Source organism: Leclercia adecarboxylata (assembly GCF_035787115.1).
In the GTDB taxonomy this organism is placed as follows: Bacteria; Pseudomonadota; Gammaproteobacteria; order Enterobacterales; family Enterobacteriaceae; genus Enterobacter; species Enterobacter adecarboxylatus_E.
This window is the reverse complement of the sequence record NZ_JALKTL010000009.1, coordinates 52,530-75,670: the sequence shown is the minus strand read 5'-3', so window position 1 is coordinate 75,670 and position 23,141 is coordinate 52,530. Positions and strand designations below refer to the sequence as shown.

The 23,141-nt window shown below is 59.0% G+C and carries 20 protein-coding genes; 8 read left to right on the top strand and 12 right to left on the bottom strand.

From position 1 onward, the window contains the following. Nucleotides 1-7 precede the first annotated feature (7 nt). A complete protein-coding gene (gene fdnG, locus MXM41_RS21225; protein ID WP_325934221.1) occupies nt 8-3,058 on the bottom strand; it encodes a formate dehydrogenase-N subunit alpha in 3,051 nt (1,016 codons plus the stop codon). 438 nt (nt 3,059-3,496) lie between these two features. Between fdnG and fdhD the strand changes: the two genes are divergently transcribed. After that, nucleotides 3,497-4,297 (top strand): formate dehydrogenase accessory sulfurtransferase FdhD, encoded by an 801-nt coding sequence (gene fdhD / locus MXM41_RS21220; RefSeq protein WP_418936803.1) that lies wholly within the window; start codon nt 3,497-3,499, stop codon nt 4,295-4,297. A gap of 114 nt (nt 4,298-4,411) precedes the next feature. After that, nucleotides 4,412-4,624: a YdgH/BhsA/McbA-like domain containing protein gene (locus MXM41_RS21215; RefSeq protein ID WP_325934220.1), complete on the top strand. Its 213-nt coding sequence runs from the start codon at nt 4,412-4,414 to the stop codon at nt 4,622-4,624. Nucleotides 4,625-4,665: 41 nt separating this feature from the next. Here the strand turns inward: MXM41_RS21215 and MXM41_RS21210 are convergent, their stop codons facing one another. Together MXM41_RS21210 and MXM41_RS21205 are read right to left on the bottom strand one after the other, a co-directional pair. Further along, nucleotides 4,666-4,989, bottom strand: a complete 324-nt coding sequence (locus MXM41_RS21210) for an AzlD domain-containing protein (RefSeq protein WP_325934219.1) — start codon at nt 4,987-4,989, stop codon at nt 4,666-4,668. Further along, nucleotides 4,989-5,648: an AzlC family ABC transporter permease gene (locus tag MXM41_RS21205; protein ID WP_325934217.1), complete on the bottom strand. Its 660-nt coding sequence runs from the start codon at nt 5,646-5,648 to the stop codon at nt 4,989-4,991. The genes MXM41_RS21210 and MXM41_RS21205 overlap by 1 nt, the downstream gene beginning before the upstream one ends. Nucleotides 5,649-5,751: 103 nt before the next feature. Here MXM41_RS21205 and MXM41_RS21200 point away from each other — a divergent pair, with 103 nt between their 5' ends. The 4 genes from MXM41_RS21200 to MXM41_RS21185 all read left to right on the top strand — a co-directional run bounded on the left by MXM41_RS21200 (nt 5,752) and on the right by MXM41_RS21185 (nt 10,862). Continuing rightward, the gene (locus MXM41_RS21200; protein ID WP_325934215.1) at nt 5,752-6,300 is read left to right on the top strand and encodes an XRE family transcriptional regulator; all 549 of its coding nucleotides are present in this window, start codon (nt 5,752-5,754) and stop codon (nt 6,298-6,300) included. Nucleotides 6,301-6,319: 19 nt separating this feature from the next. Continuing rightward, entirely contained in the window at nt 6,320-7,315 is a 996-nt protein-coding gene (locus MXM41_RS21195) for a LacI family DNA-binding transcriptional regulator (RefSeq protein ID WP_325934213.1), read from the top strand. Between the two features lie 104 nt (nt 7,316-7,419). After that, nucleotides 7,420-9,543 (top strand): alpha-galactosidase, encoded by a 2,124-nt coding sequence (locus tag MXM41_RS21190; RefSeq protein ID WP_325934212.1) that lies wholly within the window; start codon nt 7,420-7,422, stop codon nt 9,541-9,543. 44 nt (nt 9,544-9,587) lie between these two features. Next, nucleotides 9,588-10,862 carry an MFS transporter gene (locus MXM41_RS21185; RefSeq protein ID WP_325934210.1) on the top strand — a complete coding sequence of 425 codons (1,275 nt, stop codon included), beginning with the start codon at nt 9,588-9,590 and terminating at the stop codon, nt 10,860-10,862. Here the strand turns inward: MXM41_RS21185 and rhaM are convergent. The 9 genes from rhaM to rhaB all read right to left on the bottom strand — a co-directional run bounded on the left by rhaM (nt 10,850) and on the right by rhaB (nt 20,936). Next, entirely contained in the window at nt 10,850-11,164 is a 315-nt protein-coding gene (gene rhaM / locus MXM41_RS21180) for an L-rhamnose mutarotase (protein ID WP_325934209.1), read from the bottom strand. The two genes, MXM41_RS21185 and rhaM, sit on opposite strands and share 13 nt — an antisense overlap. Continuing rightward, a complete protein-coding gene (gene fucO / locus MXM41_RS21175) occupies nt 11,161-12,309 on the bottom strand; it encodes a lactaldehyde reductase (RefSeq protein WP_325934207.1) in 1,149 nt (382 codons plus the stop codon). Before fucO ends, rhaM begins: the two co-directional genes overlap by 4 nt. Nucleotides 12,310-12,530: 221 nt before the next feature. Continuing rightward, complete coding sequence (locus MXM41_RS21170; RefSeq protein WP_325934206.1) at nt 12,531-13,535, bottom strand: ABC transporter permease; 1,005 nt, start codon at nt 13,533-13,535, stop codon at nt 12,531-12,533. Beyond that, complete coding sequence (locus MXM41_RS21165) at nt 13,532-14,536, bottom strand: ABC transporter permease (protein ID WP_325934205.1); 1,005 nt, start codon at nt 14,534-14,536, stop codon at nt 13,532-13,534. The genes MXM41_RS21170 and MXM41_RS21165 overlap by 4 nt, the downstream gene beginning before the upstream one ends. Then, a complete protein-coding gene (locus MXM41_RS21160) occupies nt 14,536-16,038 on the bottom strand; it encodes a sugar ABC transporter ATP-binding protein (RefSeq protein WP_325934203.1) in 1,503 nt (500 codons plus the stop codon). The genes MXM41_RS21165 and MXM41_RS21160 overlap by 1 nt, the downstream gene beginning before the upstream one ends. Nucleotides 16,039-16,190: 152 nt before the next feature. Further along, on the bottom strand, nt 16,191-17,177 hold the full coding sequence (rhaS, locus tag MXM41_RS21155; RefSeq protein ID WP_325934202.1) for a rhamnose ABC transporter substrate-binding protein: 987 nt from the start codon (nt 17,175-17,177) through the stop codon (nt 16,191-16,193). A gap of 81 nt (nt 17,178-17,258) precedes the next feature. Continuing rightward, nucleotides 17,259-18,089: a rhamnulose-1-phosphate aldolase gene (gene rhaD, locus MXM41_RS21150; protein WP_325934200.1), complete on the bottom strand. Its 831-nt coding sequence runs from the start codon at nt 18,087-18,089 to the stop codon at nt 17,259-17,261. Nucleotides 18,090-18,210: 121 nt separating this feature from the next. Then, on the bottom strand, nt 18,211-19,470 hold the full coding sequence (rhaA, locus tag MXM41_RS21145; protein WP_325934198.1) for an L-rhamnose isomerase: 1,260 nt from the start codon (nt 19,468-19,470) through the stop codon (nt 18,211-18,213). After that, the gene (gene rhaB, locus MXM41_RS21140) at nt 19,467-20,936 is read right to left on the bottom strand and encodes a rhamnulokinase (protein ID WP_325934196.1); all 1,470 of its coding nucleotides are present in this window, start codon (nt 20,934-20,936) and stop codon (nt 19,467-19,469) included. Before rhaB ends, rhaA begins: the two co-directional genes overlap by 4 nt. 300 nt (nt 20,937-21,236) lie before the next feature. Here rhaB and rhaS (MXM41_RS21135) point away from each other — a divergent pair, with 300 nt between their 5' ends. Both rhaS (MXM41_RS21135) and rhaR read left to right on the top strand, forming a co-directional pair. After that, entirely contained in the window at nt 21,237-22,073 is an 837-nt protein-coding gene (gene rhaS, locus MXM41_RS21135) for an HTH-type transcriptional activator RhaS (RefSeq protein WP_325934195.1), read from the top strand. A 72-nt stretch (nt 22,074-22,145) separates the two neighbouring features. Continuing rightward, the gene (rhaR, locus tag MXM41_RS21130; RefSeq protein ID WP_325934193.1) at nt 22,146-22,994 is read left to right on the top strand and encodes an HTH-type transcriptional activator RhaR; all 849 of its coding nucleotides are present in this window, start codon (nt 22,146-22,148) and stop codon (nt 22,992-22,994) included. The last annotated feature ends 147 nt before the right edge of the window (nt 22,995-23,141 follow it).

Genomic DNA, 23,141 nt, shown 5'->3' with positions numbered 1-23,141 from the left:
GTCTCCGTTACACCTTTTCCACGTTCACGAGGAAGGCCTTAAACTCCGGCGTCTGCGTGTTCGCATCGCCGACGAAAGGCGTCAGGGTGTTAGCAATAAACCCTTTCTTCGCCACCCCTTCGTAACCCCAGTGAATTGGGATACCGATGGTGTCCACCTGCTGGCCGTGCACGTTCAGGGTGCGAATACGCTTGGTCACCACTGCCTTGGCCTTGATATAGCCGCGGTTGGAGGAGACCTTCACGGTATCGCCCTGGACAATGCCCAGCTTGTTCGCCAGCTTCTCGCCGATCTCCACGAACTGTTCCGGCTGCGCGATAGCATTAAGCAGCGCGTGTTTGGTCCAGTAGTGGAAGTGCTCGGTCAGGCGGTAGGTGGTGCCCACATACGGGAACTTGTCTTTTTTGCCCAGCGCTTCAAGATCGCCCTTAAAGATACGGGCCGCCGGGTTAGAGACCACGTTCGGGTGCAGCGGGTTGGTGCCCAGCGGCGTCTCGAACGGCTCGTAGTGTTCCGGGAACGGCCCTTCTGCCATTTTATCGATAGCAAACAGGCGACCCATCCCTTCCGGCTGCATGATAAACGGCCCGACATCGCTGCCCGGTGCGGCAGTGCTGTAGTCCGGAATATCCACGCCGCCCCACTTCGCGCCGTCCCATTTCAGCAGCTGACGCTTCGGATCCCACGGGTTGCCCTGCGGGTCTGCCGATGCACGGTTATAGAGAATGCGGCGGTTCAGCGGCCACGACCATGCCCAGCCCAGCGTATTACCGAGGCCCGACGGATCGGCGTTATCGCGGTTGGCCATCTGGTTGCCTTTCGGCGTCCAGCTACCGGCAAAGATCCAGCAGCCGCTGGAGGTGGTGCCGTCATCGCGCAGGTGCGCGAAGGTGCTGAGCTGATCGCCTTTCTTCGCCAGCACGGTGCCGGTGGCCGGGTCGATCACATCCGCCAGCGCCTTGCCGTTGCTCTCCATCGCCACCTCTTCCGGGGATGGATTTTCCGGCGTGGAGTAGTTCCAGGTCATGTTCAGCACCGGCTCCGGATTTGCCCCGCCTTCTGCCGCATACATCTTACGCATGCGTAAGAAGATACCGGCCAGGATCTCGCCGTCGTTCATGGCGATGCCCGGAGCGTCCGCACCTTTCCAGTGCCACTGCAGCCAGCGACCGGAGTTAACGATAGAGCCGTTCTCTTCCGCAAAGCAGGTGGAGGGCAGACGGAACACTTCGGTCTGAATCGTCGACGGATCGACGTCGTTCGACTCACCGTGGTTCTGCCAGAAGGTGGAGGTCTCGGTGTTGAGCGGGTCAATCGTTACCAGGAATTTCAGTTTCGACAGCGACGCCACAACCTTGTTCTTGTTCGGGAACGAGGCGACCGGGTTAAAGCCCTGGCACAGATAGCCGTTGACTTTGCCCTGGTTCATCATCTCGAAGTATTGCAGAACGTCGTAGCCTTTATCCCACTTCGGCAACCAGTCAAAGCCCCAGCTGTTTTCGGCCGTCGCTTTATCACCGTAGAAAGCCTTCATCATCGAGACGAAGAATTTCGGGTAGTTACTCCAGTAGTTCACCTGACCTTCCAGCAGCGTTTTAGGCGTGTTGGCGGTGAGGTAGGTCTGGAGATCGGTCTGCTTCTCGCTCGGCAGGTTCATGTAGCCGGTCAGGCTCTGCGACAGCAGGCCGAGATCGGTCAAACCCTGAATATTGGAGTGGCCGCGCAGGGCGTTCACGCCGCCACCTGCCATCCCCATGTTGCCGAGCAACAGTTGCACCATCGCCATGGTACGGATGTTCTGCGCGCCAACGGAGTGCTGCGTCCAGCCCAGGGCATAGAGGAACGACGCGGTTTTATCGTGAGCGCTGGTTTCGGCGATGTACTCGCACACCTTCAGGAAGTCGGCCTTTGGCGTACCACAGATGGTTTCAACCATCTCCGGCGTATAGCGGGAAACGTGCGTTTTCAGCAGATTCCACACGCAGCGCGGGTGTTGCAGGGTGGTATCGCGTTTGGCAAAACCGTTTTCATCCAGCTCGTAGTTCCAGCTGGTTCTGTCGTATTTGCGCGCTTGCGCGTCATAACCGCTGAACAGACCATCGTCGAAGCTGTAGTCCTCACGCACGATCAGGCTGGCGTTGGTGTAGGCCTCGGTGTATTCACGGTTATATTTTTCGTTGGTTAGCAGGTACAGCAATACGCCTGACAGGAAGGTAATGTCAGTACCGGAGCGAATTGGAGCATAGAAGTCGGCAACCGACGCCGTACGCGTAAAACGCGGATCGACGACAATCAGCTTCGCGCCATTGTGGATCTTGGCTTCCATCGCCCAGCGGAACCCCACCGGATGCGCTTCTGCCGCGTTCCCACCCATCACGACGATGAGGTTGGCGTTTTTCATGTCGACCCAGTGGTTGGTCATCGCACCGCGACCAAATGTTGGAGCAAGACTTGCTACCGTTGGTCCGTGTCAGACACGCGCCTGGTTGTCGACCGCGAGCATACCGAGTGCGCGCGTGAATTTTTGCGTTAAATAACCGGTTTCGTTGCTGGAGGCAGACGCACACAGCATGCCGGTGGAGAGCCAACGGTTAACGGTGGTGCCTTCGGCGTTCTGCGCCATAAAGTTGGCATCACGGTCTTCTTTCATCAGCTTAGCGATGCGATCGAACGCCTCTTCCCAGCTAATTTGCTGCCATTTATCGGAGCCTGGTGCGCGATATTCCGGGAATTTCAGGCGGCTTTCCGAGTGGATGAAGTCCACCAGACCTGCCCCTTTCGGGCACAGCGCGCCGCGGTTGACCGGGTGATCCGGGTCGCCTTCGATATGGAAAATAGATGCTTTGGCGTTTTTCGCACCGTCGCCGAGGCTATACATTAACAGCCCACAACCGACAGAGCAGTACGTACAGGTATTACGGGTTTCGCGGGTGCGCAGCAGTTTGTACTGCCGAGTTTCCGCCAGCGCGACGCCGGGCGCAAAGCCCAGTGCTGCTGCCGTGGTGCCTGCCATACCGCCAGCGCAGATCTTAAAGAACTGCCTTCTGCTGACCTGCATGGGTCACTCCTTGTTTCGACATTGCTACCCTTCATTCTTCGCGCCTGCACGAATTATTTGGGGTCATTATTGTTTTACTTCACGGCTGATTTTTGACCGCAAAGTTGAAAATTTGCGTTAAACCCTCATTTCCACGAGGGGTATGTCAGAATACCACAATGTCGGTACGCTTGTTCCAACGGCGTTAAAACAAAGTGAACGTATTATCACGGTGATGATTATAAAATGTGATATTGATCACATGATGCTCCCGAACTGTTACAAACCTGTTCATGCGTCGGGTTTGTCCCTCAGGTAAAGTTGCGCGGACAGAGCGGTAAAAATTGATCCATACTATGCGCCAGGCCGGAAAAGTATGGTGCAATAGCAGGCCTTCCCACGTGGTTGCTCAGGAAATTCGTTGTGTTGAAACAAAATGGTGATACCCGCCTTACGTCACTGCCTGCCGGTGTGGCAGAACGCCGCGTACACAGACCCCTTCAGATTAGCCTCCCGACTCCCGATTTTCTGGCGGAAGAGGTGCCCGTCGCGCTGGTTTATAACGGTATCTCCCATGTGGTGATGATGGCTTCCCCCAAAGATCTGGCGCTGTTTGCCATCGGCTTTTCGCTGTCTGAAGGCATCATTGAGCACCCGCGTGAGATCTACGGCATGGAGGTGATATCCGTTTGCAATGGTCTCGAAGTGCAGATTGAACTCTCCAGCCGTCGTTTTATGGCCCTTAAAGAGCGCCGCCGGGCGCTGGCCGGGCGCACCGGCTGCGGGGTGTGCGGCGTGGAGCAGCTGAACGACATCGGTAAACCCATTACGCCGCTGCCCTTCAGCCAGACCTTCACCCTGTCAAACCTCAATATTGCGCTGCACAATCTTAACTCGGTGCAGCCGGTGGGCAATCTGAGCGGGTGTACCCACGCCGCAGCCTGGGTATTGCCGTCCGGGGAGATTGCCGGTGGGCATGAAGATGTCGGGCGCCATGTGGCGCTGGATAAGCTGCTGGGCCGCCGGGCCGGAGAGAGCGCCGACTGGCAGCAGGGGGCCGCGCTGGTCTCCAGCCGGGCCAGCTACGAGATGGTGCAAAAAGCGGCGATGTGCGGTGTGGAGATCCTGTTTGCGGTCTCGGCTGCCACTACGCTGGCCGTTGAGGTGGCCGAGCGTTGCAACCTGACGCTGGTGGGGTTCTGCAAGCCGGGAAAAGCCACGGTCTATACCCATCCGCAGCGTCTGATTGTTGATCAGTAATTTTGAATGTTAATAGCAAATCCTTCCGCTATCAGTTGTCGGTGATGAGGCTTATTATTTATCACATCAAGGCACAACGCCTTACACCAACAACTTAATGAAAGGGTCACTATCATGAAAAGCATCAAAACTTTTGTCGCTGTTATCGCTCTGGCTGCTTCTTTCGGTTCTTTCGCTGCTCAGTCCGTTACCGCATCCGCCAGCACCATTGACGGCGCAGAAGCAAAAATCGCCGCTCAGGCTCAGCAGGCGGGCGCGTCGTCTTACACCATTACTCAGGCCTTCACCGGTAACCGCGTGCACATGACCGCCGAACTGAACAAATAAGCACACAGCATCTGTCGAAAGAGCGCCCCCGGGGCGCTTTTTTAGTTTATGCCCGCCAGACGTAACAACGCTGTTACCACCGCCGCCGCAATAATCACGAAGATCAACGGCACCTTGCGCCAGGCGAGGAAAACCGCGAACGCCACGCCCAGCACCCGCGCCATTCCGGCAAAATGTTCCCCTTCATAGAACGTGGTCGCCAGGGCCACCGAAAACAGCAGTACCGTTGCCGCATCGGAAAGCAGAGCCTGGGAGCGTTCCGACAGGGCTAACCGGCTGCCCAGTTTTGCTCCACCGAGACGCATCAGATAGGTGCCTGCGGAAAGCAGGGCGATGCCGAGAATAAAGACGGTCATGTTTTCCATTACTTTTTCCTCGCCGCGAGGCCAAGCAGAGAGAGCAGTACCGGCAGGCCCACCGGCGCAAAGGGCACCGCGGCCAGCGACAGCGCCGCGCCGCTACAGGCGCGGACAAGCGTTGTGCGGTTTTTAAAGGCGGGCACCACTAAGGCCAGCAAAATGGCCGGGAATACCGCATCCAGTCCGATGGTCTCCGGCTCGGGCAGCAGTTTTCCGACCATCGCCCCCAGCAGAGTGCCCAGCGGCCAGATGATTGCCACGCCCAGGCCGCAGAGCCAGTAGGCGGCTTTACGCTGTTCCGGCGTTTTTTGCGACAGGCCAAACACCACGCTTTCGTCATTCATAATGTGGCAGCCTAAGAAACTGGCGCCGCGCTTGCCCACCAGCTCGCGCACCGTTACGCCAAACGGCACGTGGCGGGCATTGACCAACAGCCCGGCGGCGGCGGCGGCAAGCGGATTGCCGCCGCTGGCGACGATGCCGATAAACATAAATTCCGAGGCGCCCGCCAGCACCGAAATGGAGAGCACAAACGGCACCCACAGCGGAAAACCGTACGCCATCGCCAGCGAGCCGTAGGACATTCCCACGACGCCTACCGCCAGGCAGACCAGAATGATGGCTTTGACCGTGTCGCCTTGCAGGCAAGAGAGAGTGTGCTTCATACATATTTAGCCATATCGAACGAGTATCCATTATAATGAACGCAATAAAACCGTTTATCAAGATGAACGATTCGTTCGATTTAACAGTAAAAGAGGCCGTTTTATGACGCAGCCAATAAGCGTGATCGCCAAAAGTCTGGTGCGAGAGCGCATGCGGACCGGACTTTCACTGGCGGAAATTGCCCGTCGTGCCGGGATCGCCAAATCCACACTCTCCCAGCTGGAGTCCGGGAACGGCAATCCCAGCCTGGAAACCCTGTGGTCGCTGTGTGTGGCCCTGGATATTCCGTTTGCGCGTTTGCTCGAACCCCAACAGCCCACAACGCAGGTGCTCCGCCTTGGAGAAGGCACCAAAGTGGTGGCGGAACAGGCCAACTATGAGGCCATTTTACTGGCGGCGTGCCCGCCAGGTGCCCGACGCGATATCTATATCCTGATGGCCCAGCCCGGAGCTGACCGTATCTCGCATCCGCACCCACCGGGATCGGTTGAGCATATTATTGTGATGAAGGGGCGGGCGCTGATTGGCCTGACCGAAACGCCGGAGGAGCTGGGGCCAGGAGACTATATTTGCTATCCTGCCGACCAGCCGCATATCTTCAGAGCCCTTGAGCCCGACACATACGCGCTTATGGTGGCGGAACAAAACTAACCCCAGGTCACGGAAAATCATGTCGCTTAAAGCCATTGCTAAAGAACTGGGACTGTCGGTAACGACGGTGAGCCGCGCCCTCAACGGCTATTATGACGTTTCCAGCGAGACGCGCGCCCGCGTGGAGGCCGAAGCGCAGCGGCGTGGCTATCGGCCGAACACCTTTGCCCGCCGTCTGAAGATGGGCAAGATCGACGCCGTGGGGCTGGTTTTCCCGGTTCATCCCGTTCCGCTCAATAACAGCGTTTTTATGGACATGGTCGGCGAAATTAGCCATGAATTAGCGCGACATGAGATCGATTTGCTGCTGATCGCCGACGACGATTTGGCCGATAAACACAGCTACATGCGCATGGTGCAAAGCCGTCGCGTAGATGCCCTGATTGTGGCGCACACGCTCGATAACGATCCGCGTCTTGAACAGCTGCAGGCTGCCGGGCTCCCCTTCCTGGCGCTCGGTCGCAGCCATCTGCCAAAGCCCTATGCCTGGTTCGACTTTGATAATTACGCGGGTACGCACACCGCCACCCGGCACCTGATTGCGCGCGGACATCAGCGCATCGCCTACCTGGGAGAAAGCCACAATCAGGCCTTCATTACCCAGCGCCGTCAGGGCTATCTCGACGCCCTCAAAGAGGCGGGGCTTTCCAGCGAATGGCTGCGAACCATGCCGCCATCGCGCCGCGCGGGCTACACCGCTACCCAACAACTGCTGGCGCTGGACGTGCCCCCGACGGCGATTGTCACCGACTGCAACACCCACGGCGACGGTGCGGCGATGGCGCTGGCGCAGAGCGGGCGCTTAACCGGCGAGCATGCCGTTTCGCTGGTGGTTTACGATGGCCTGCCGCAGGACAGCATTGTCGATATCGACGTGGCGGCGGTGATCCAGGCCACCCGTCAGGGGGTGGGCAGGCAGATCGCGGATATGGTTTTGCAGCTGATTAACGGCGGTGAAATCAGCCAGCTTCAGGTGCTGTGGCAGCCGGAGTTCTCCCCAGGCCAGACGGCCTGATTTTCCCCAATTTCTAAACCCGATCACAAATCCGAAACGTTTTGGTTTGTATCCGAAACGTTTCGGATCAACACTCAGGATATCCCGATGACAGGAGATGTCCGATGCAAGAGGCTGTTTTACGACTCGCGAGCGAAACGGTGGATGTGGTGATAAAAACCCACCCGTTTGCCGAAATTCTTTACTGGGGGCCGCACCTTCGCCACTTTTCGCCGCAGGATGCGGTCACGCTCTCCCGTCCGGTTGCCAACGGCAGGCTGGACGTGGACTCACCGGTTACGCTGATGGCGGAGCTTGCCCACGGTCTGTTCGGCGCGCCGGGTATTGAAGGCCATCGTCAGGGGCGCGATGGCTCTCCGCAGTTCCGGACCACTGCGGTATCGCAGCAGGGGCAAACTCTGACCGTGTCCGCCGAAGACGAAACCGCCGGGCTACGTTTGATCAGCGAGATTGCCCTTGATGACAGCGGCGTGCTGGCGGTTCGCCACGGTCTGACTAACCTCAAAAGCCAGCCGTGGCAGGTTGATCGCCTGGCCGTTACGCTGCCGCTGGCGGAACGTGCTCGTGAAGTGATGGCCTTTCACGGCCGCTGGATCCGCGAATTCCAGCCGCATCGCCTGCTGCTGGAGCACGACAGCTTTGTAATAGAGAACCGCCGCGGCCGCAGCTCCCATGAGCACTTTCCGGCGCTGATTAGCGGCACGCCGGGCTTTTGCGAAATGCAGGGCGACGTCTGGGGCGTGCATCTTGGCTGGAGCGGCAACCACCGCCTGCGCGCCGAGGCCAAAACCGATGGCCGCCGTTACCTGCAGGCCGAAGCACTGTATCTGCCGGGTGAAATGGCGGTGGAGGAGGGTGAAACGCTCTGGACCCCACACCTCTACGCCAGCTACTCCGGCCAGGGGCTCAACGGCATGAGCCAGCAGTTCCACCGCTATCTGCGCAGCAACATCATTCGCTTCCCGGACAACAAACCGCGCCCGGTACACCTCAACACCTGGGAGGGGATCTACTTCAATCACGACCCGGAATACATTATGCGGATGGCCGACGAAGCGGCCGCGCTGGGCGTGGAGCGCTTTATCATCGATGACGGCTGGTTTAAAGGTCGCAACGACGATCGGGCGGCGCTGGGCGACTGGTATCTCGATGAACAGAAATACCCCAACGGCTTAACGCCGGTGATTAATCATGTCAACGATCTCGGTATGGAGTTTGGCATCTGGGTCGAGCCAGAGATGATCAATCCAAACTCGGATCTCTGTCGCGCTCACCCTGACTGGGTGCTGGCTCTTCCGGGTTATATGCAGGCCACCGGTCGCCATCAGTGGGTGCTGAACCTTAACATTCCGGCTGCGTTCAACTACCTTCTGGAACGTATGAGCTGGCTGTTAGGGGAGCATAAGATTGACTATGTGAAGTGGGATATGAACCGCGAGCTGGTGCAGCCGGGACATAACGGCAAGGCCGCGGCTGACGCCCAGACCCGGCAGTTCTATCGCCTGCTGGAGACCCTGGGCGAGCGCTTCCCGCACGTAGAGTTTGAGTCCTGCTCCTCCGGCGGCGGGCGTATCGACTATGAAGTGCTGACCCGCTGCCATCGCTTCTGGGCGTCTGACAATAACGATGCCCTGGAACGTAATACCATTCAGCGCGGCATGAGCTATTTCTTTCCACCGGAGGTGATGGGCGCGCATATCGGTCATCATAAATGCCACGCCACTTTCCGCCAGCACAGCATCGCCTTCCGCGGCCTGACGGCGCTGTTTGGCCATATGGGGCTGGAGCTGGATCCGCTCGCCGTGGATGAACATGAGCGCGAAGGCTACCGACACTACGCCGCGCTGCATAAGCAGTGGCGCGAGGTGATCCATCACGGTACCCAGTGGCGGGTGGACATGCCCGACAGCACCACTCTGGCGCAGGGGATCGTGAGCGCCGATCGGGGACAGGGACTGTTTATTGTCAGCCAGATGGCGATGCCGGACTACACCCTGATGATGCCGCTGCGCATGCCGGGGCTGGCGCCCAACGCCCGGTACCGTATCACGCTGCTCGACCACCCCAACATCCGCCTGACCGGGGAGGGTGGGCACACCATGCGCAAGCTGCCGGCCTGGATGGAGACGCCGCAGACGGTGAGCGGCGAATGGCTGATGCAGGCGGGGCTGGCGCTGCCGGTTCTGGATCCAGAGACCGCCATTCTGATTGGCGTTGAACGTGTATAAGGGCCATGGGCCGGGTAACCGGCCCTGAGTTGAGGATAAAAATAATGAATACGACTGCCTGTACCCACAAAGATAATCCGAACTTCTGGATCTTCGGATCGTTCTTCTTTCTCTACTTCTTCATCATGGCCACCTGCTTTCCGTTCCTGCCGATCTGGCTGTCGGATATCATCGGCCTGAATAAAACCCATACCGGGATTGTCTTTTCCTGCATCTCGCTCTCCGCCATCTCGTTCCAGCCGGTGCTGGGCGTGGTGTCCGACAAGCTGGGGCTGAAAAAACATCTGCTGTGGGTAGTCGCGGTGCTGCTGTTTCTGTTCGCGCCGTTCTTTCTCTACGTCTTCGCTCCGCTGCTAAAAACCAACATCTGGCTCGGGGCGCTGAGCGGCGGGCTTTATATCGGCTTTGTCTTTTCGGCGGGGTCGGGCGCCATTGAGGCTTACATCGAGCGCGTAAGCCGCAACAGCTTCTTTGAATACGGCAAAGCGCGGATGTTTGGTTGTCTCGGCTGGGGGCTGTGCGCCTCAACAGGCGGCATTCTGTTCGGCATCGATCCCTCATATGTATTCTGGATGGGCTCCGCTGCGGCGCTGGTCCTGATGCTGCTGTTGGTGGTGGCAAAACCGAAGCCCAACCAGACCGCGCAGGTGATGAACGCCCTGGGCGCTAACCAGCCGCAGATCACCGTCAGAACCGTGATCAACCTGTTCCGTCAGCGCAAAATGTGGATGTTCATTTTGTACGTGATTGGCGTGGCCTGCGTCTATGACGTCTTCGATCAGCAGTTCGCCACCTTCTTTAAAACCTTCTTCGCAACGCCCGAGGCGGGCACACGCGCGTTTGGTTTTGCGACCACCGCCGGAGAAATCTGTAACGCCATCATCATGTTCTGCTCGCCGTGGATCATTAACCGCATTGGCGCGAAAAATACCCTGCTGATCGCCGGACTGATTATGGCGACGCGCATTATCGGGTCGTCATTTGCCACCACCGCCGTGGAAGTGGTGGCCCTGAAGATGCTGCACGCGCTGGAGGTGCCGTTCCTGCTGGTTGGCGCATTTAAGTACATCACCGGGGTATTCGATACCCGACTGTCAGCGACCATCTACCTGATTGGTTTTAACTTTGCCAAGCAGCTGGCGGCAATTTTCCTCTCCGCCTTTGCCGGGAATATGTATGACCGGATCGGCTTCCAGGATACCTATCTGATGCTGGGCTGTTTTGTGCTGGCGATTACGCTGGTGTCGGCGTTTACGCTGAGCAGTAAGCGGGAGATCGCTGCCGCGAGCGCGGCAGCGTTAACACATCAGGCCAGGTAAAAAACCTCTTTCAGCCCGGTACTCACCGGGCTGTTGTCCGGGTTAGAGGGCATCACCTCCCCCATATATTTCCACCAGCGCTGGCAGACATCGGTGTTCGCCACCGCATTCCAGCGCTCTTCTGACTCGATCTCCACCGTGGCAAACAGCAGGTGACGTTCTTTATCGAGATAAATGGCGTAGTGGTGCGCGCCGTGGTCTTTCAGCACCGCTTCCAGCTCGGGCCAGATCGGATTGTGGCGGCGTTCGTACTCCTCGTGTGCGTCAGGGTTCACCTGCATCACAAAGGCTTTGCGGATCATAATGCCTCCAGATAGAGTTCGCGTACCTCGTCGCGGCTGGCGCGGCGCGGGTTGCAGGGGGCGCACGGGTCGGCGAGGGCTTTGTCGAGCCAGCCTTCGATGTCGGCTTTGGTGACGCCGAGCTTGCCGAAGCCGGACGGGATCCCGACGCGGGTGCTCAGGGCGCGGATGGCGTTGATCGCCTCCATGCTGGCCGTTTCGTCGCTCATGTCGCGGGTGTCCACGCCCATCGCCTGGGCCACGCGGGCAAAGCGCCCCACGGCGTTGGGGCGGTTAAAGTTTTCGATGATCGGCAGCAGGATGGCGTTGCAGACGCCATGCGGCAGGTTGTGCGTGGCCCCCGGCTGGTGGGCCAGCGCGTGCACCAGCCCCAGTCCGGCGCTGTTAAAGGCCATGCCCGCCAGATACTGTCCGTAGGCCATCTGCTCCCGCGCCACGAGATTGTGGCCGTTGTTCACCGCTTCCGGCAGCCAGTGGGCGATAAGGCGAATGGCCTCCAGCGCGTTGGCGTCCGTAAGGGGATGAGCACCGACGGAGACATAGGCCTCGATAGCGTGGGTCAGGGCATCCATGCCGGTGGCGGCGGTGACGGACGCCGGAATCTCGAGCATCACGCTGGCGTCATCCACGGCAATGTCCGGGATGATGTTGGGGTCGATGATTACCTCTTTAACCTGACGCGCGGAATCGATAATCACCGCGTTGCTGGTCATCTCTGCCGCCGTGCCTGCGGTGGTGTTGATGGCCACCAGCGGCACGCCGGGGTTAAGCACTTTGCCGACGCCGGAATAAGCGGTAGACGGACCAGGATTGGCGGTGAGAATTTTAATCGCTTTGGCGGTGTCGATCGGGCTACCGCCGCCGAAGGCAATGAGGTAATCGCACCGGGCATCCCGGAAAGCGGCAAAACCCTGCTGGACCAGTTCTTCCGTCGGGTTCGGGAAGACCGCGTCGAACAGGTGATAAGGCATCTGCTGCGCGTCGAGAGCGGTAAACAGGCTGTCGAGCAGGCCCAATTTCACCAGCTGGCCGTCGGTGACGATCAACGCGGTGCCCCACTGCTTGTTCGCCACCAGCTTAACCATATCGCCGATTGCGCCCGCACCGTGCAGGCTGATTTTCGGCAGCGCCAACATAAAGCTCATGATAATTCTCCTTAATGGTGATTTTGCAAATCTGTACCCCTCACCCTAACCCTCTCCCCGGAGGGGCGAGGGGACTGCTCCGTGCGGCCTTTCTCCCTCTCCCCTTTGGGGAGAGGGGACTGCTCCGTGCGGCCTTTCTCCCTCTCCCCTTTGGGGAGAGGGGACTGCTCTGTGCGGCCTTTCTCCCTCTCCCCTTTGGGGAGAGGGCCGGGGTGAGGGGATTAAATCCGTCTTCGCTGCATAATCCGGCGGGTGACGATCGGCAGGGAGATCACCACAATCAGCATCGCGCCGATAATTACCGACATCACGATGCCCGGCACGTTGAGCAGGCTCAGGCCGAAGGTGACCAGCCCCATCAGGAAGGCGGCGATAATCACGCCCACCATGCTGCCGGAACCGCCCAGAATATTGACGCCGCCGAGCACCGCCATGGTCACCACCGCCAGCTCCCAGCCCATCGCAATCGTCGGGCGGGTACTGCCCAGACGCGAGGTGAGCAGCACCGAGGCCAGCCCGGCCATCAGCCCTACCAGGGCAAAGAGGATCATGTTGTGACGTTTCACGTTGATGCCGGAATACCATGCCCCGGTGGGGTTATTGCCGATGGCGTAGGTGCGACGCCCGAAGTTGGTTTTATGCAGCACAAAGGCAAACACCACCGCCAGCACGATAAACAGCGCGAACTCAAACGACAGCGCCCCCCAGACGTACCCCTGGCCAAACCAGGCGAAGCTCTCCGGCCAGGTATTGAGTGCCTGGTCGCCCAGCAGAATGTAGGTAATGCCGCGATAGAGGCTCATGGTGCCGATGGTGATCACAATCGATGACAGGTTAAAGCGGGTCACCAGCAGGCCGTTGAACAGCCCGCACAGCAGGCCGACGCCTAACCCCACGCAGACAAGCCACGGCGTATCCAGCCCCGCAGCCGCGCAAAAGCCCATCACCGTGGAGCTCAGCGCGATGGTGGAGGCTACCGACAGGTCAATTTCACGGGCGATAATCAGCATCGCCATCGGCAGCACGATGATCGCCTTTTCGGTGAAGTTGAAGGTGGCATCCGACAGATTCCAGATATTCAGGAAATAAGGGGAGGCCAGGGCGTTGGCCACGAACACCGCCAGGGTCACCGCCAGCAGAAAACCCTCCCAGCACAGCAGGCGCTGGAAAATGCCCGGCGCAGCGGGCGCATTTTTGATCTCTTCAGAGGTCATCACTTTACTCATGATCTCACCGCCTGTTTCTGACGTGCCAGCGCCGCATCGCGCAGGATCAGCCGTCCTTTGCGTTTGTTGCCGCGCTCATTGAGCAGCACCGCAATCACAATCACTGTCCCGGAAATCGCCATCTGCCAGAACGGCGACACGCCGATCACCGGCAGGGCATTGTTGATGATGCCAAGGAACAGCGCGCCGCACAGGCAACCTAACACCCGGCCGGTTCCGCCCATGGTGCTGATGCCGCCAATCACGCAGGCCGCCACTACCTGCAGCTCAAAGCCGTTCGCCACATCGACATAGGCCACCGCGAAGCGCGAGATCCACAGATAGCCGCAGAATCCGGCCAGCGCCCCGGAGAGGCAGAAGCTGACGAACTGCATTTTGCCGGCGTTGATGCCGGTGTAGTACGCCGCCGTGGCGTTACCCCCCGCGGTGTAGAGAGCCCGTCCGGTGCGGCTGTAGCGCAGGAAGTAGCCCACCAGCAGCAGGGCGGCAATGGCGCACCAGCTCAGCACCGGTAACCCCAACAGCGAGGCCCGCGGCAGGCCGAGGAAATCGGCGCCCATCTGGTTAGAGTTGACCCAGCCGCCGCCGGAGAGCAGAAAGATAATCCCGCGGTAGATGCTCATGGTGCCAAGCGTCACCACAATCGCCGGGATGCCCATTTTCCACACCAGCAGGCCGTTGATGGCGCCCATCAGCAGGCCCAGGGCCGTCGCCAGGATCAGCAGCGCCCAGACCGGTACCTCGGGGTAGTTAAAGTTGATCAGGGCGACAATCATCCCGGTCAGCGCCAGGTTTGCCGCCATCGACAGGTCGATGCCTTTGGTCAGCAGCACCATCATCTGCCCGAGGGCGAGAATGATCAGAATCGAGGTGTCGTTAAACATCTCCACCAGGTTGCCCGGGGTGATAAACGACGGGACGCGGGTACCGATGGCGATCACCATCAGCACGATCACCGCTGCCAGCAGCGCTTCGCGGTGTTTAAGCAGTTGTTGCACCATTATGCGGCCTCCTGTCTGGCACCGCTGGCGGCGCTGACGATGGTTTCGGCCGTCGCGCCCCCCGCCTGATACTCTGCCACCATTAACCCTTCATGCATGACGATAATTCGGTCCGCCATGCCCATCACTTCCGGCAGTTCGGAGGAGACCATGATCACCGCCAGCCCCTGACCGACCAGCTCGGACATAAACTGGTGTACCGCCGCCTTGGAACCGATATCGATCCCTTTAGTCGGTTCATCGAGGATGATGACGTCCGGGTGGGTTGCCAGCCATTTGCCGATCACCACTTTCTGCTGGTTGCCGCCTGAAAGGGTCTCCACTGCCTGTTTCCAGCTAAAAGCTTTTACCTGCAAACGCCTGGCGTATTCATCGGCCAGCTGCCACTCGCGCTCGTCATTCAGCACGCCGCTGGCGTTGAGTTTGCCAAGCTGCGGCAGGCTGATGTTCTGCGCAATCGACAGCTCAATAATCGCTCCCTGCTTCTGGCGCTCTTCCGGCACGCAGACGATCCCGGCTTTGATGGCGTCCGCGGGCTGGCGGAAGTGCTGCGCTTTACCGTTGAGCACAATGCTGCCGGAGGAGGGGCGCGAGACGCCGGAGAGCGCCTGCATTAGCTCGGTACGCCCGGCACCCACCAGTCCGTAGAAGCCGAGGATTTCGCCTTTGCGCAGGGTAAAGGAGATGTTCGCGAACTCGGTGGGGTGGCAGAGTTCCTTTACTTCCAGCACGGTATCGCCTTTCTCGCACGCCACTTTCGGGAAGGTCTGGGTAATGGCGCGGCCCACCATCATCGCCACCATCCGCTCTTCGGTGATGTCGTTGATGGCCCCGGCGCCGACAAACATGCCGTCGCGCAGAATGGTGTAGTGATCCGCCAGCTCAAAAATCTCGTCGAACTTGTGGGAGATAAACAGGATCGCTTTGCCCTCTTGCTTCAGACGTTCGACGATCTGGTAGAACTCGAGGATTTCATGCTGCGACAGGGCGGCGGTGGGTTCATCGAGGATCACTACCTGCGCGTCAAACGACAGCGCCCGGGCAATTGCCACCATATGCCGTTGGGCGATGCTCAGGGTTTTCAGCGTCGCACGCGGATCTATCTGCACCTCCAGACGGGTGAGGATCGCCTGCGCCCGGCGGTGCATTTCCGGCCAGTCGAGCTTTTTGAAAAAGCCCTTATAGAGATACTGGCCGACAAAAATGTTTTCGGTGACCGACAGCTCGTCGAACAGCACGGTCTCCTGATGGATAGCGGTAATACCCACCTTATGCGCCGAGTCGGGAGTCGGCAGCTGAATGGGAATGGCTTTGTAGAGGATCTCACCTTCGTCGGGCTGGTAGATGCCGGTCATCACTTTGACCAGCGTCGATTTACCCGCGCCGTTTTCACCGATCAGGGCGGTGACTTTGCCCGGCCAGAGCTCAAGCTGTACGTTCTCAAGGGCGCGCACACCGGGGAAGACCTTAGTGATGCCGTTGAGCTGAAGCAATGGGGTCATGATAGTTCTCCAGAAATTCCATTACCCCTCACCCCAACCCCTCTCCCCATGGGGCGAGAGGCTCGATCGGTTCCCTCTCCCCTATGGGGGCGAGAGACTCGATCGGTTCCCTCTCCCCTATGGGGAGAGGGTTAGGGTGAGGGGTTAAGCTGTTAGAAGATTTTTGAGAACTTATCAATGTTGCTGGCATCGTAAACGAACGGCTCAGCCATCGCGCCGCTGCCGTCGGCATCCAGCTTCACTTTGCCCAGTTTACCCATGCTGGCTTCTTCTTTGGTGGCCGTACCTTTCACCAGATCGTCCGCTAAGTAAGTCGCGGCATAACCGAGGTCGATGGGGTTCCAGATGGCGAAGCTCTTGCTGGCGCCGGATTTCACCGCGCCCGCCATCTCAGACGGAAGCCCTAAGCCGGTGACGTACACTTTGCCGATCTTGCCCTGATCTTTCACCGCCTGCGCGGCCGCCACGATGCCGACCGACGACGGGGAGACGATCACCTTCAGATCCGGGTAAGTTTTTAGCAGCCCGACCGCTTCGCGGTAGCTCTTGTCAGACAGATCGTCGCCATAGGCCACGGTCACCAGGTTGACGGACGGGTACTGCGGCAGCACCTTTTTCATCTCGGCAATCCAGGTGTTCTGGTTGGTGGAGGTTGGCGTGGCGCTCAGTATCGCCACGTCGCCTTTCTCCACGTTCAGCGCTTTCAGCGCTTCGGCCGCCAGCTTGACGTTGGTCTCGCCGATCAGCGCGTTATTAGACGGGTTGAGGTGAATCTGGCGCCCGGCTTTCGCCACGCCGGAATCCCATGACACCACTTTGATGCCGCGCTGCATCGCTTTTTTCAGCACCGGTACCACGGCATCAGGATCGTTTGCGGAGATGGCGATCGCATCCACGCCCTGGGCGATCAACCCGTTCAGCACTTCGATCTGCGCTTCCGCGGTCGTCGTCGTCGGGCCGGTATAGATCACTTTGACATCACCCAACTCTTTGGCTGCCTCCTGGGCACCCACGTTTGCCGCTTCAAAGAAGCCATTACCTAAGGATTTCGCCACCAGGGCGATTTTCACTTCCGCTAAAGCAGAACCGGACAACGCCAGGGCGGCAACGGTGAGGATCAAGCTTGTCTTTATTTTCATTGCTTTTACTCCACTTAATTGAGTTATGTAGGGTTTGCAGGTGTAGATTCGCCCCGTCTCAATGAGCGGGGCGCGATGTTCTTATTTGTACAGATCTAACGCCGACTGCACAGGGGTGACGCCAAAGCGTTTACCCAGTGCGATCAACTCTTCCCGGGTGATGGTCTGCTTCATGCCGCCCATCGAATAGACTTTCACCAGTACCTCGGCAGACTTTTCGGCGGTGTCGATCAGGCCAAAGGTCTCATCCAGCGTCGGGCCGCTGCCAAACACGCCGTGGAACGGCCACAGCACCAGGGAGCGTTTTTGCATCTCCGTTGCCGTGGCACCGCCGATTTCGTCGGTACCTGGCACCATCCACGGCAGGATGCCCACGCCATCCGGGAAGACCACCAGACACTCGGTACTGCCTTCCCACAGCTGGCGGGTGATGACGTCTGAGTTGTTCTCCAGGACAAAGGTCAGGGCAATCAGGTTGGTGGCGTGGCAGTGCATGATCACCCGATCTTTCCCATTGGTGGCTTTGATACGCTCGCAGTGGGAGAGGAAGTGGGCCGGCAGTTCAGAGGTAGGCACCGCTTCGTCAGTCAGCCCCCAAAGAATGTGGTAGCCCGCGCCGTCGCTGTCCACTTTTACCACCCCTAAATTTGCGGTGGGATCGAGCTGCACGTTGCGGAAGAATTTGCCGGAACCGGTGACGATAAACGGCGTGTTGGCGAGCAGCGGCATCGGCTGGCTCAGGGCGATATAACGTGGTCTGGCGTGGAAATCCGCCTCAAACGGGGCGATATCCGCGTCATCCAGGCGCAGCGTCAGGTTGCCGCCGTTGCGCTCGTCCCAGCCTTTCAGCCAGGCGTCGGAGGTGGCTTTGATCATGCCCTGGACGAACCAGGATTGAGTGATGGTCTGCATAGTCTTTCATTTCCTGTTAAATCGGGGCGGGGTTTCCCCTCACCCTGACCCTCTCCCCAAAGGGGCGAGGGGATGGTTTGCTCCCTCTCCCCTTGGGAAGAGGGCAGGGGTGAGGGGGCAGTTACCCGCGCTTACTCAATACGTCCTGCTCATACGCCCGCACGGTATCCAGCCACTGGCTGCCCGCCGGGGCATCGTTGCGCTGGCAGTACATCTCCCATACCGCCTGCCACGGCAGCGATTTTTGCTCTTCCAGCAGCGCCAGACGGGCGGTGTAATCCCCCGCGGCTTCCAGCGCGCGCAGCTCGGCGGTGGGCTCCAGCAGGGCGCGCAGCAGGGCTTTTTTCATGTTGCGGGTGCCGATAACCCATGCCGCGATGCGGTTGATGGAGGCATCGAAGAAGTCGAGGCCGATGTGCACGCGATCGAACAGGTCATGGCGGATAATCTCGCTGGCGATGGCCTGGGTTTCATCATCCAGCAGCACCACGTGGTCGCTGTCCCAGCGCACCGGACGGCTGACGTGCAGCAGCAGCTGCGGCACATACAGCATCGCGGCAGAGATCTTGTCGGAAATCACTTCGGTGGGATGGAAGTGGCCCGCATCCAGACACAGCGCGGTCTGGCGGCTGGTGGCGTATCCCATGTAGAACTCGTTCGAACCCACGGTGTAGCTCTCGGCACCAATGCCGAACAGCTTGCTCTCCACGGCGTCGATGTGGTGCGCCGGGTTCAGTTTTTCACTGATTACCTCATCCAGCGCCGCCAGCAGGCGCTGGCGCGGGGCGAGACGGTCTACGGTAATATCTTTCATCCCGTCCGGGATCCAGATGTTCATCACCGACGGGGTGCCCAGCTGTTCGCCAAAGTACGCCGATACGCGGCGGCTGGCTTTCACGTGATCGATCCAGAACTGGCGGATTTCGTCGTTGGCGTGGGCGAGAGTAAAGCCGTCGGCGCTCAGCGGATGCGAGAAGCAGGAGGGGTTAAAATCCAGCCCCAGCTTGTTGGTTTTTGCCCACTCGACCCAGTTTTTGAAGTGTTCCGGCTTGATGGCATTGCGCTCGACGGGCTCGTCGGACTCCAGATAGATGGCGTGCAGGTTCAGGCGCTTTGGTCCCGGGATCAGGCTCAGGGCCAGCTCCAGATCGGCACGCAGCTCGCTGGCGTTGCGCGCCTTGCCCGGATAGTTACCGGTGGCCTGAATACCGCCGGTCAATGCGCCGCCCGGGTTCTCAAAACCGGCGACGTCATCACCCTGCCAGCAGTGCATAGAGACGGGCAGACGGTCGAGCTGACGCAGAGCCTCCTCGACATCCACGCCCACGGCGGCGAAACGCTGTTTAGCCAGTTCCCAGGCTTGTTCAAGTTGAGTGGTCATGCGCAAAGCTCCTTTGTCGGTCGTTGTTGCTGAAACTGCGCCTGGTAACGGGCAATCTCATGTTCGGGATTTGGAGTAAAGGTGGTCAGGCCATAGTTGCCGGCCACCACCTGACGGAACTCATCGACGTTGGTCAGCTCGTCGAGGGTCATCAGCTGGATGCCGATATTGCCGAGGGTGGAAGCCTCAACCGGCCCGGCTAACACAGTGATGCCGCAGGCGTTGGCGCACAGCTGGTTAAGCAACCGGTTCTGGCAGCCGCCGCCGACGATATACAACTGGCTGAACGGCTTTCCGCGCAGGGTTGCCAGCTCGTGCAGCACCTCGGCGTACAGCAGGGCGAGGCTGTCGAAGATGCAGCGCGCCAGCTCGGCGTCGCTCTGGGGTACCGGCTGCGCAGTTTCGCGGCAGGCGGCCTGGATCTCGGCGCTCATGTTGGCCGGATTAATAAAGCGGTCGTCATTCGGGTTGATCAGGAAGCGGCACGCTGGCAGGGCTTCGGCCTCACTAATCAGGGCAGCCAGGTCGCTGATGCCTTTCTCCTTCAGCACCCGTTGCAGCAGCCACAGACCCATAATGTTTTTCAGCACCCGATAGCGGCCCTCTGCGCCACCCTCGTTGGTGATGTTGGCCGCCAGCGCGCACTCGCTGGTGTACGGGGTTTTGCTCTCAAAACCCATCAGTGACCAGGTACCGGAAGAGAGCCATGCTGCGTCCTTTGAGGCCAGCGGCGCGGCAATCACCGCGCTGGCGGTATCGTGACTGGCGACAGCCACCACCGGGATGGCATTCTCCTGGGGGCAAACCCAGTGGCCGATCACATTGCCCGGATGGGTGGGAGTGCCAAACCAGTCGCGCGGCGCGCCGGTCCAGTTGAGCAGGCTCTCGTCCCAGTTATCGGAATTAATGTTCACCAGCTGGGTGGTGGTGGCGTTGGTATATTCCCAGTTCATCTGGCCGGTGAGACGGTAGCTGAAGTAGTCCGGGATCAGCAGCGCGTGGGCGACGTTCGCCACCAGCTCCGGCTGCTGTTCAACCAGGGCGCGCAGCTGATAAAGGGTATTAAACGGCAGAAACTGAATGCCGCTGCGGCCATAGATCTCCGCTTTCCCCAGCTGCGCCAGCGCGTGCGCCATCACCCCGTCGGTGCGGCTGTCGCGGTAGGAGACCGGCAGGCCAACACGCTGGCCGTTGCCGTCCAGCAGCACGTAATCCACGCCCCAGGTGTCAATGCCGATGCTGTCGATGTGAATGCCCTCTTCACATACCTTATTCAGCCCGGTACGGATCTCCGCTTCCAGAGCGTCAATATCCCAGCAGTCAAAACCGTCCTGCTGTTGCAGACAGTTAACGAAACGGTGGATTTCGCGAAGCAGAAGCGTGCGCTCCTCGCGGTGGTAGCTTGCCAGCATGACGCGGCCGCTGGATGCGCCTAAATCGACAGCCACACAATGGCGGAAAGTCATGGTCCGATCCTTATTGATGTCATTGCGGGTGAGTGTAGAAAAGGGGAGAGAAAGCGACCTTCTTGCCACTGACAGCGCATTTCAGGCGCTGGCAAGAAATCAAAGATGAACGTGAGAGAGTTCACAATTCCCGCGATTAACGGCAATCGCAGGCGGTGTGACGGTGACCGCATTTCCGGATCTTTCCCGCCGTTTCTTGAAAAAGCGACAGGCTTTGCGCCATTTGCTGTCGAAAATTTAAGGTGAGCCAGGGAACCCTAAATTACTATTTTGAGAACTCTTATCATCTGGTGACCCGTTATGACCGTACTGCACAGCGTGGATTTTTTTCCTTCAGGCCACTCGCCTGTGGCGATTGAGCCGCGGCTGCCCCAGGCTGCGTTCCCGGAACATCATCATGATTTTCATGAGATTGTGATCGTGGAGCACGGGACGGGTATCCATGTCTTCAACGGTCAGCCCTATACCATCAGCGGCGGGACAGTGTGTTTTGTGCGCGATCACGACCGGCACATGTATGAACATACCGACAACCTGTGCCTGACCAACGTGCTCTATCGCTCCCCGGAGGCTTTCCAGTTTTTATCGGGATTAAACCAGCTGCTGCCCCAGGAGCAGGACGGTCACTACCCGTCGCACTGGCGGGTGAACCAGGCCACGCTGCAGCAGGTGCGCCAGCTGGTGAGTCAGATGGAGCAGGCTGAAGCGGGGCAGGAAACTCACGCCCTCGCCAGCCGCGAGATCCTCTTTATGCAGCTGCTGGTGCTGCTGCGGCGCGGCAGCCTGGTTGAAGGGGCGACAAACAACGACGCCCGGCTCAATCAGCTGATGGCCTGGCTGGAAGATCACCACGCGGAAGATGTCTGCTGGGAGACGCTGGCGGATAATTTTTCTCTGTCGCTGCGCACCCTGCATCGCCAGCTGAAACAGCACACCGGCCAGACGCCGCAGCGCTACCTGAACCGACTGCGGCTGATCAAAGCCCGGCATCTGTTACGCCATACCGATGATAGCGTCACGGATATCGCCTATCGCTGCGGATTCGGCGACAGTAACCACTTTTCGACCCTGTTTCGCCGGGAGTTTAACTGGTCACCACGCGACATTCGTCAGGGCCGGGATGCCTTACTTCAGTAACGCGAGGAAAATCACCGTTTTATTGTCGCAAAGCGGGTAATAATGTCAGGTTATTCCCGATGAGGTTGTGACGTGGCAGGACAGTTGATTCTTCGCAGAGCCGATTTCTTTGCATCCGCTGCACAGGCTGTCGCGGTGGCAGACCGCTATCCGCAGAATGTCTTTGCCGAACATACCCATGATTTCTGCGAGCTGGTGCTGGTGTGGCGCGGCAACGGCCTGCATATCCTCAACGATCGCCCTTATCGCATCACCCGGGGCGACCTGTTTTATATTCGTGCGGAAGACAAACACTCCTACGCCTCCGTCAACGATCTGGTGCTCCAGAACATCATCTATTGCCCTGACCGGCTGAAGCTCAACGTAGACTGGGGAGCCAACATCCCCGGCTTTCTGAACGCCCGCGGAGCACCGCACTGGCGGCTCGGCAGTAACGGTATGACCCAGGTGCGCCAGATTATCGCCCAGCTGGAGCAGGAGAGCCTGAAGGACGATCCCCACGGGTATGAACTGGCGGAACTGCTGTTTGCCCAGCTGGTGATTATGCTCAAACGTTACCGCTACGCTCCGGACAACCCGGCTGCCAGCGAGCCGGAAGCGCTGCTCGATAAGCTGATTACCGCCCTGTCGGGCAGCCTGAACCGCAGCTTTGTGCTGGAGAAATTTTGCGAGCAGGAGCAGTGCAGCGAGCGCGCCCTGCGCCAGCAGTTCCGCACCCAAACCGGCATGACCGTAAACCACTATCTGCGCCAGCTACGGATCTGCCATGCGCAGTATCTGCTGCAGCACACCGAGCTGATGGTCAGCGAAGTGGCGATGCAGTGCGGCTTTGAGGACAGCAACTATTTCTCGGTGGTGTTTAACCGCGAAGTGGGGATGACCCCGGTTCAGTGGCGTCATCGCAGCCATAACGCTGCGTAATACAATGCCAGCCTCTTTCTTAAGTGCAGTACAGGCCCCGCCAGATCAGTGACATAACTAAAAGTTATAACCATATTAAAACTACGGCATTGATAAACATTTTCAATATCATTTAATTAACTATAATGAACCAACTGCTTACGCGGC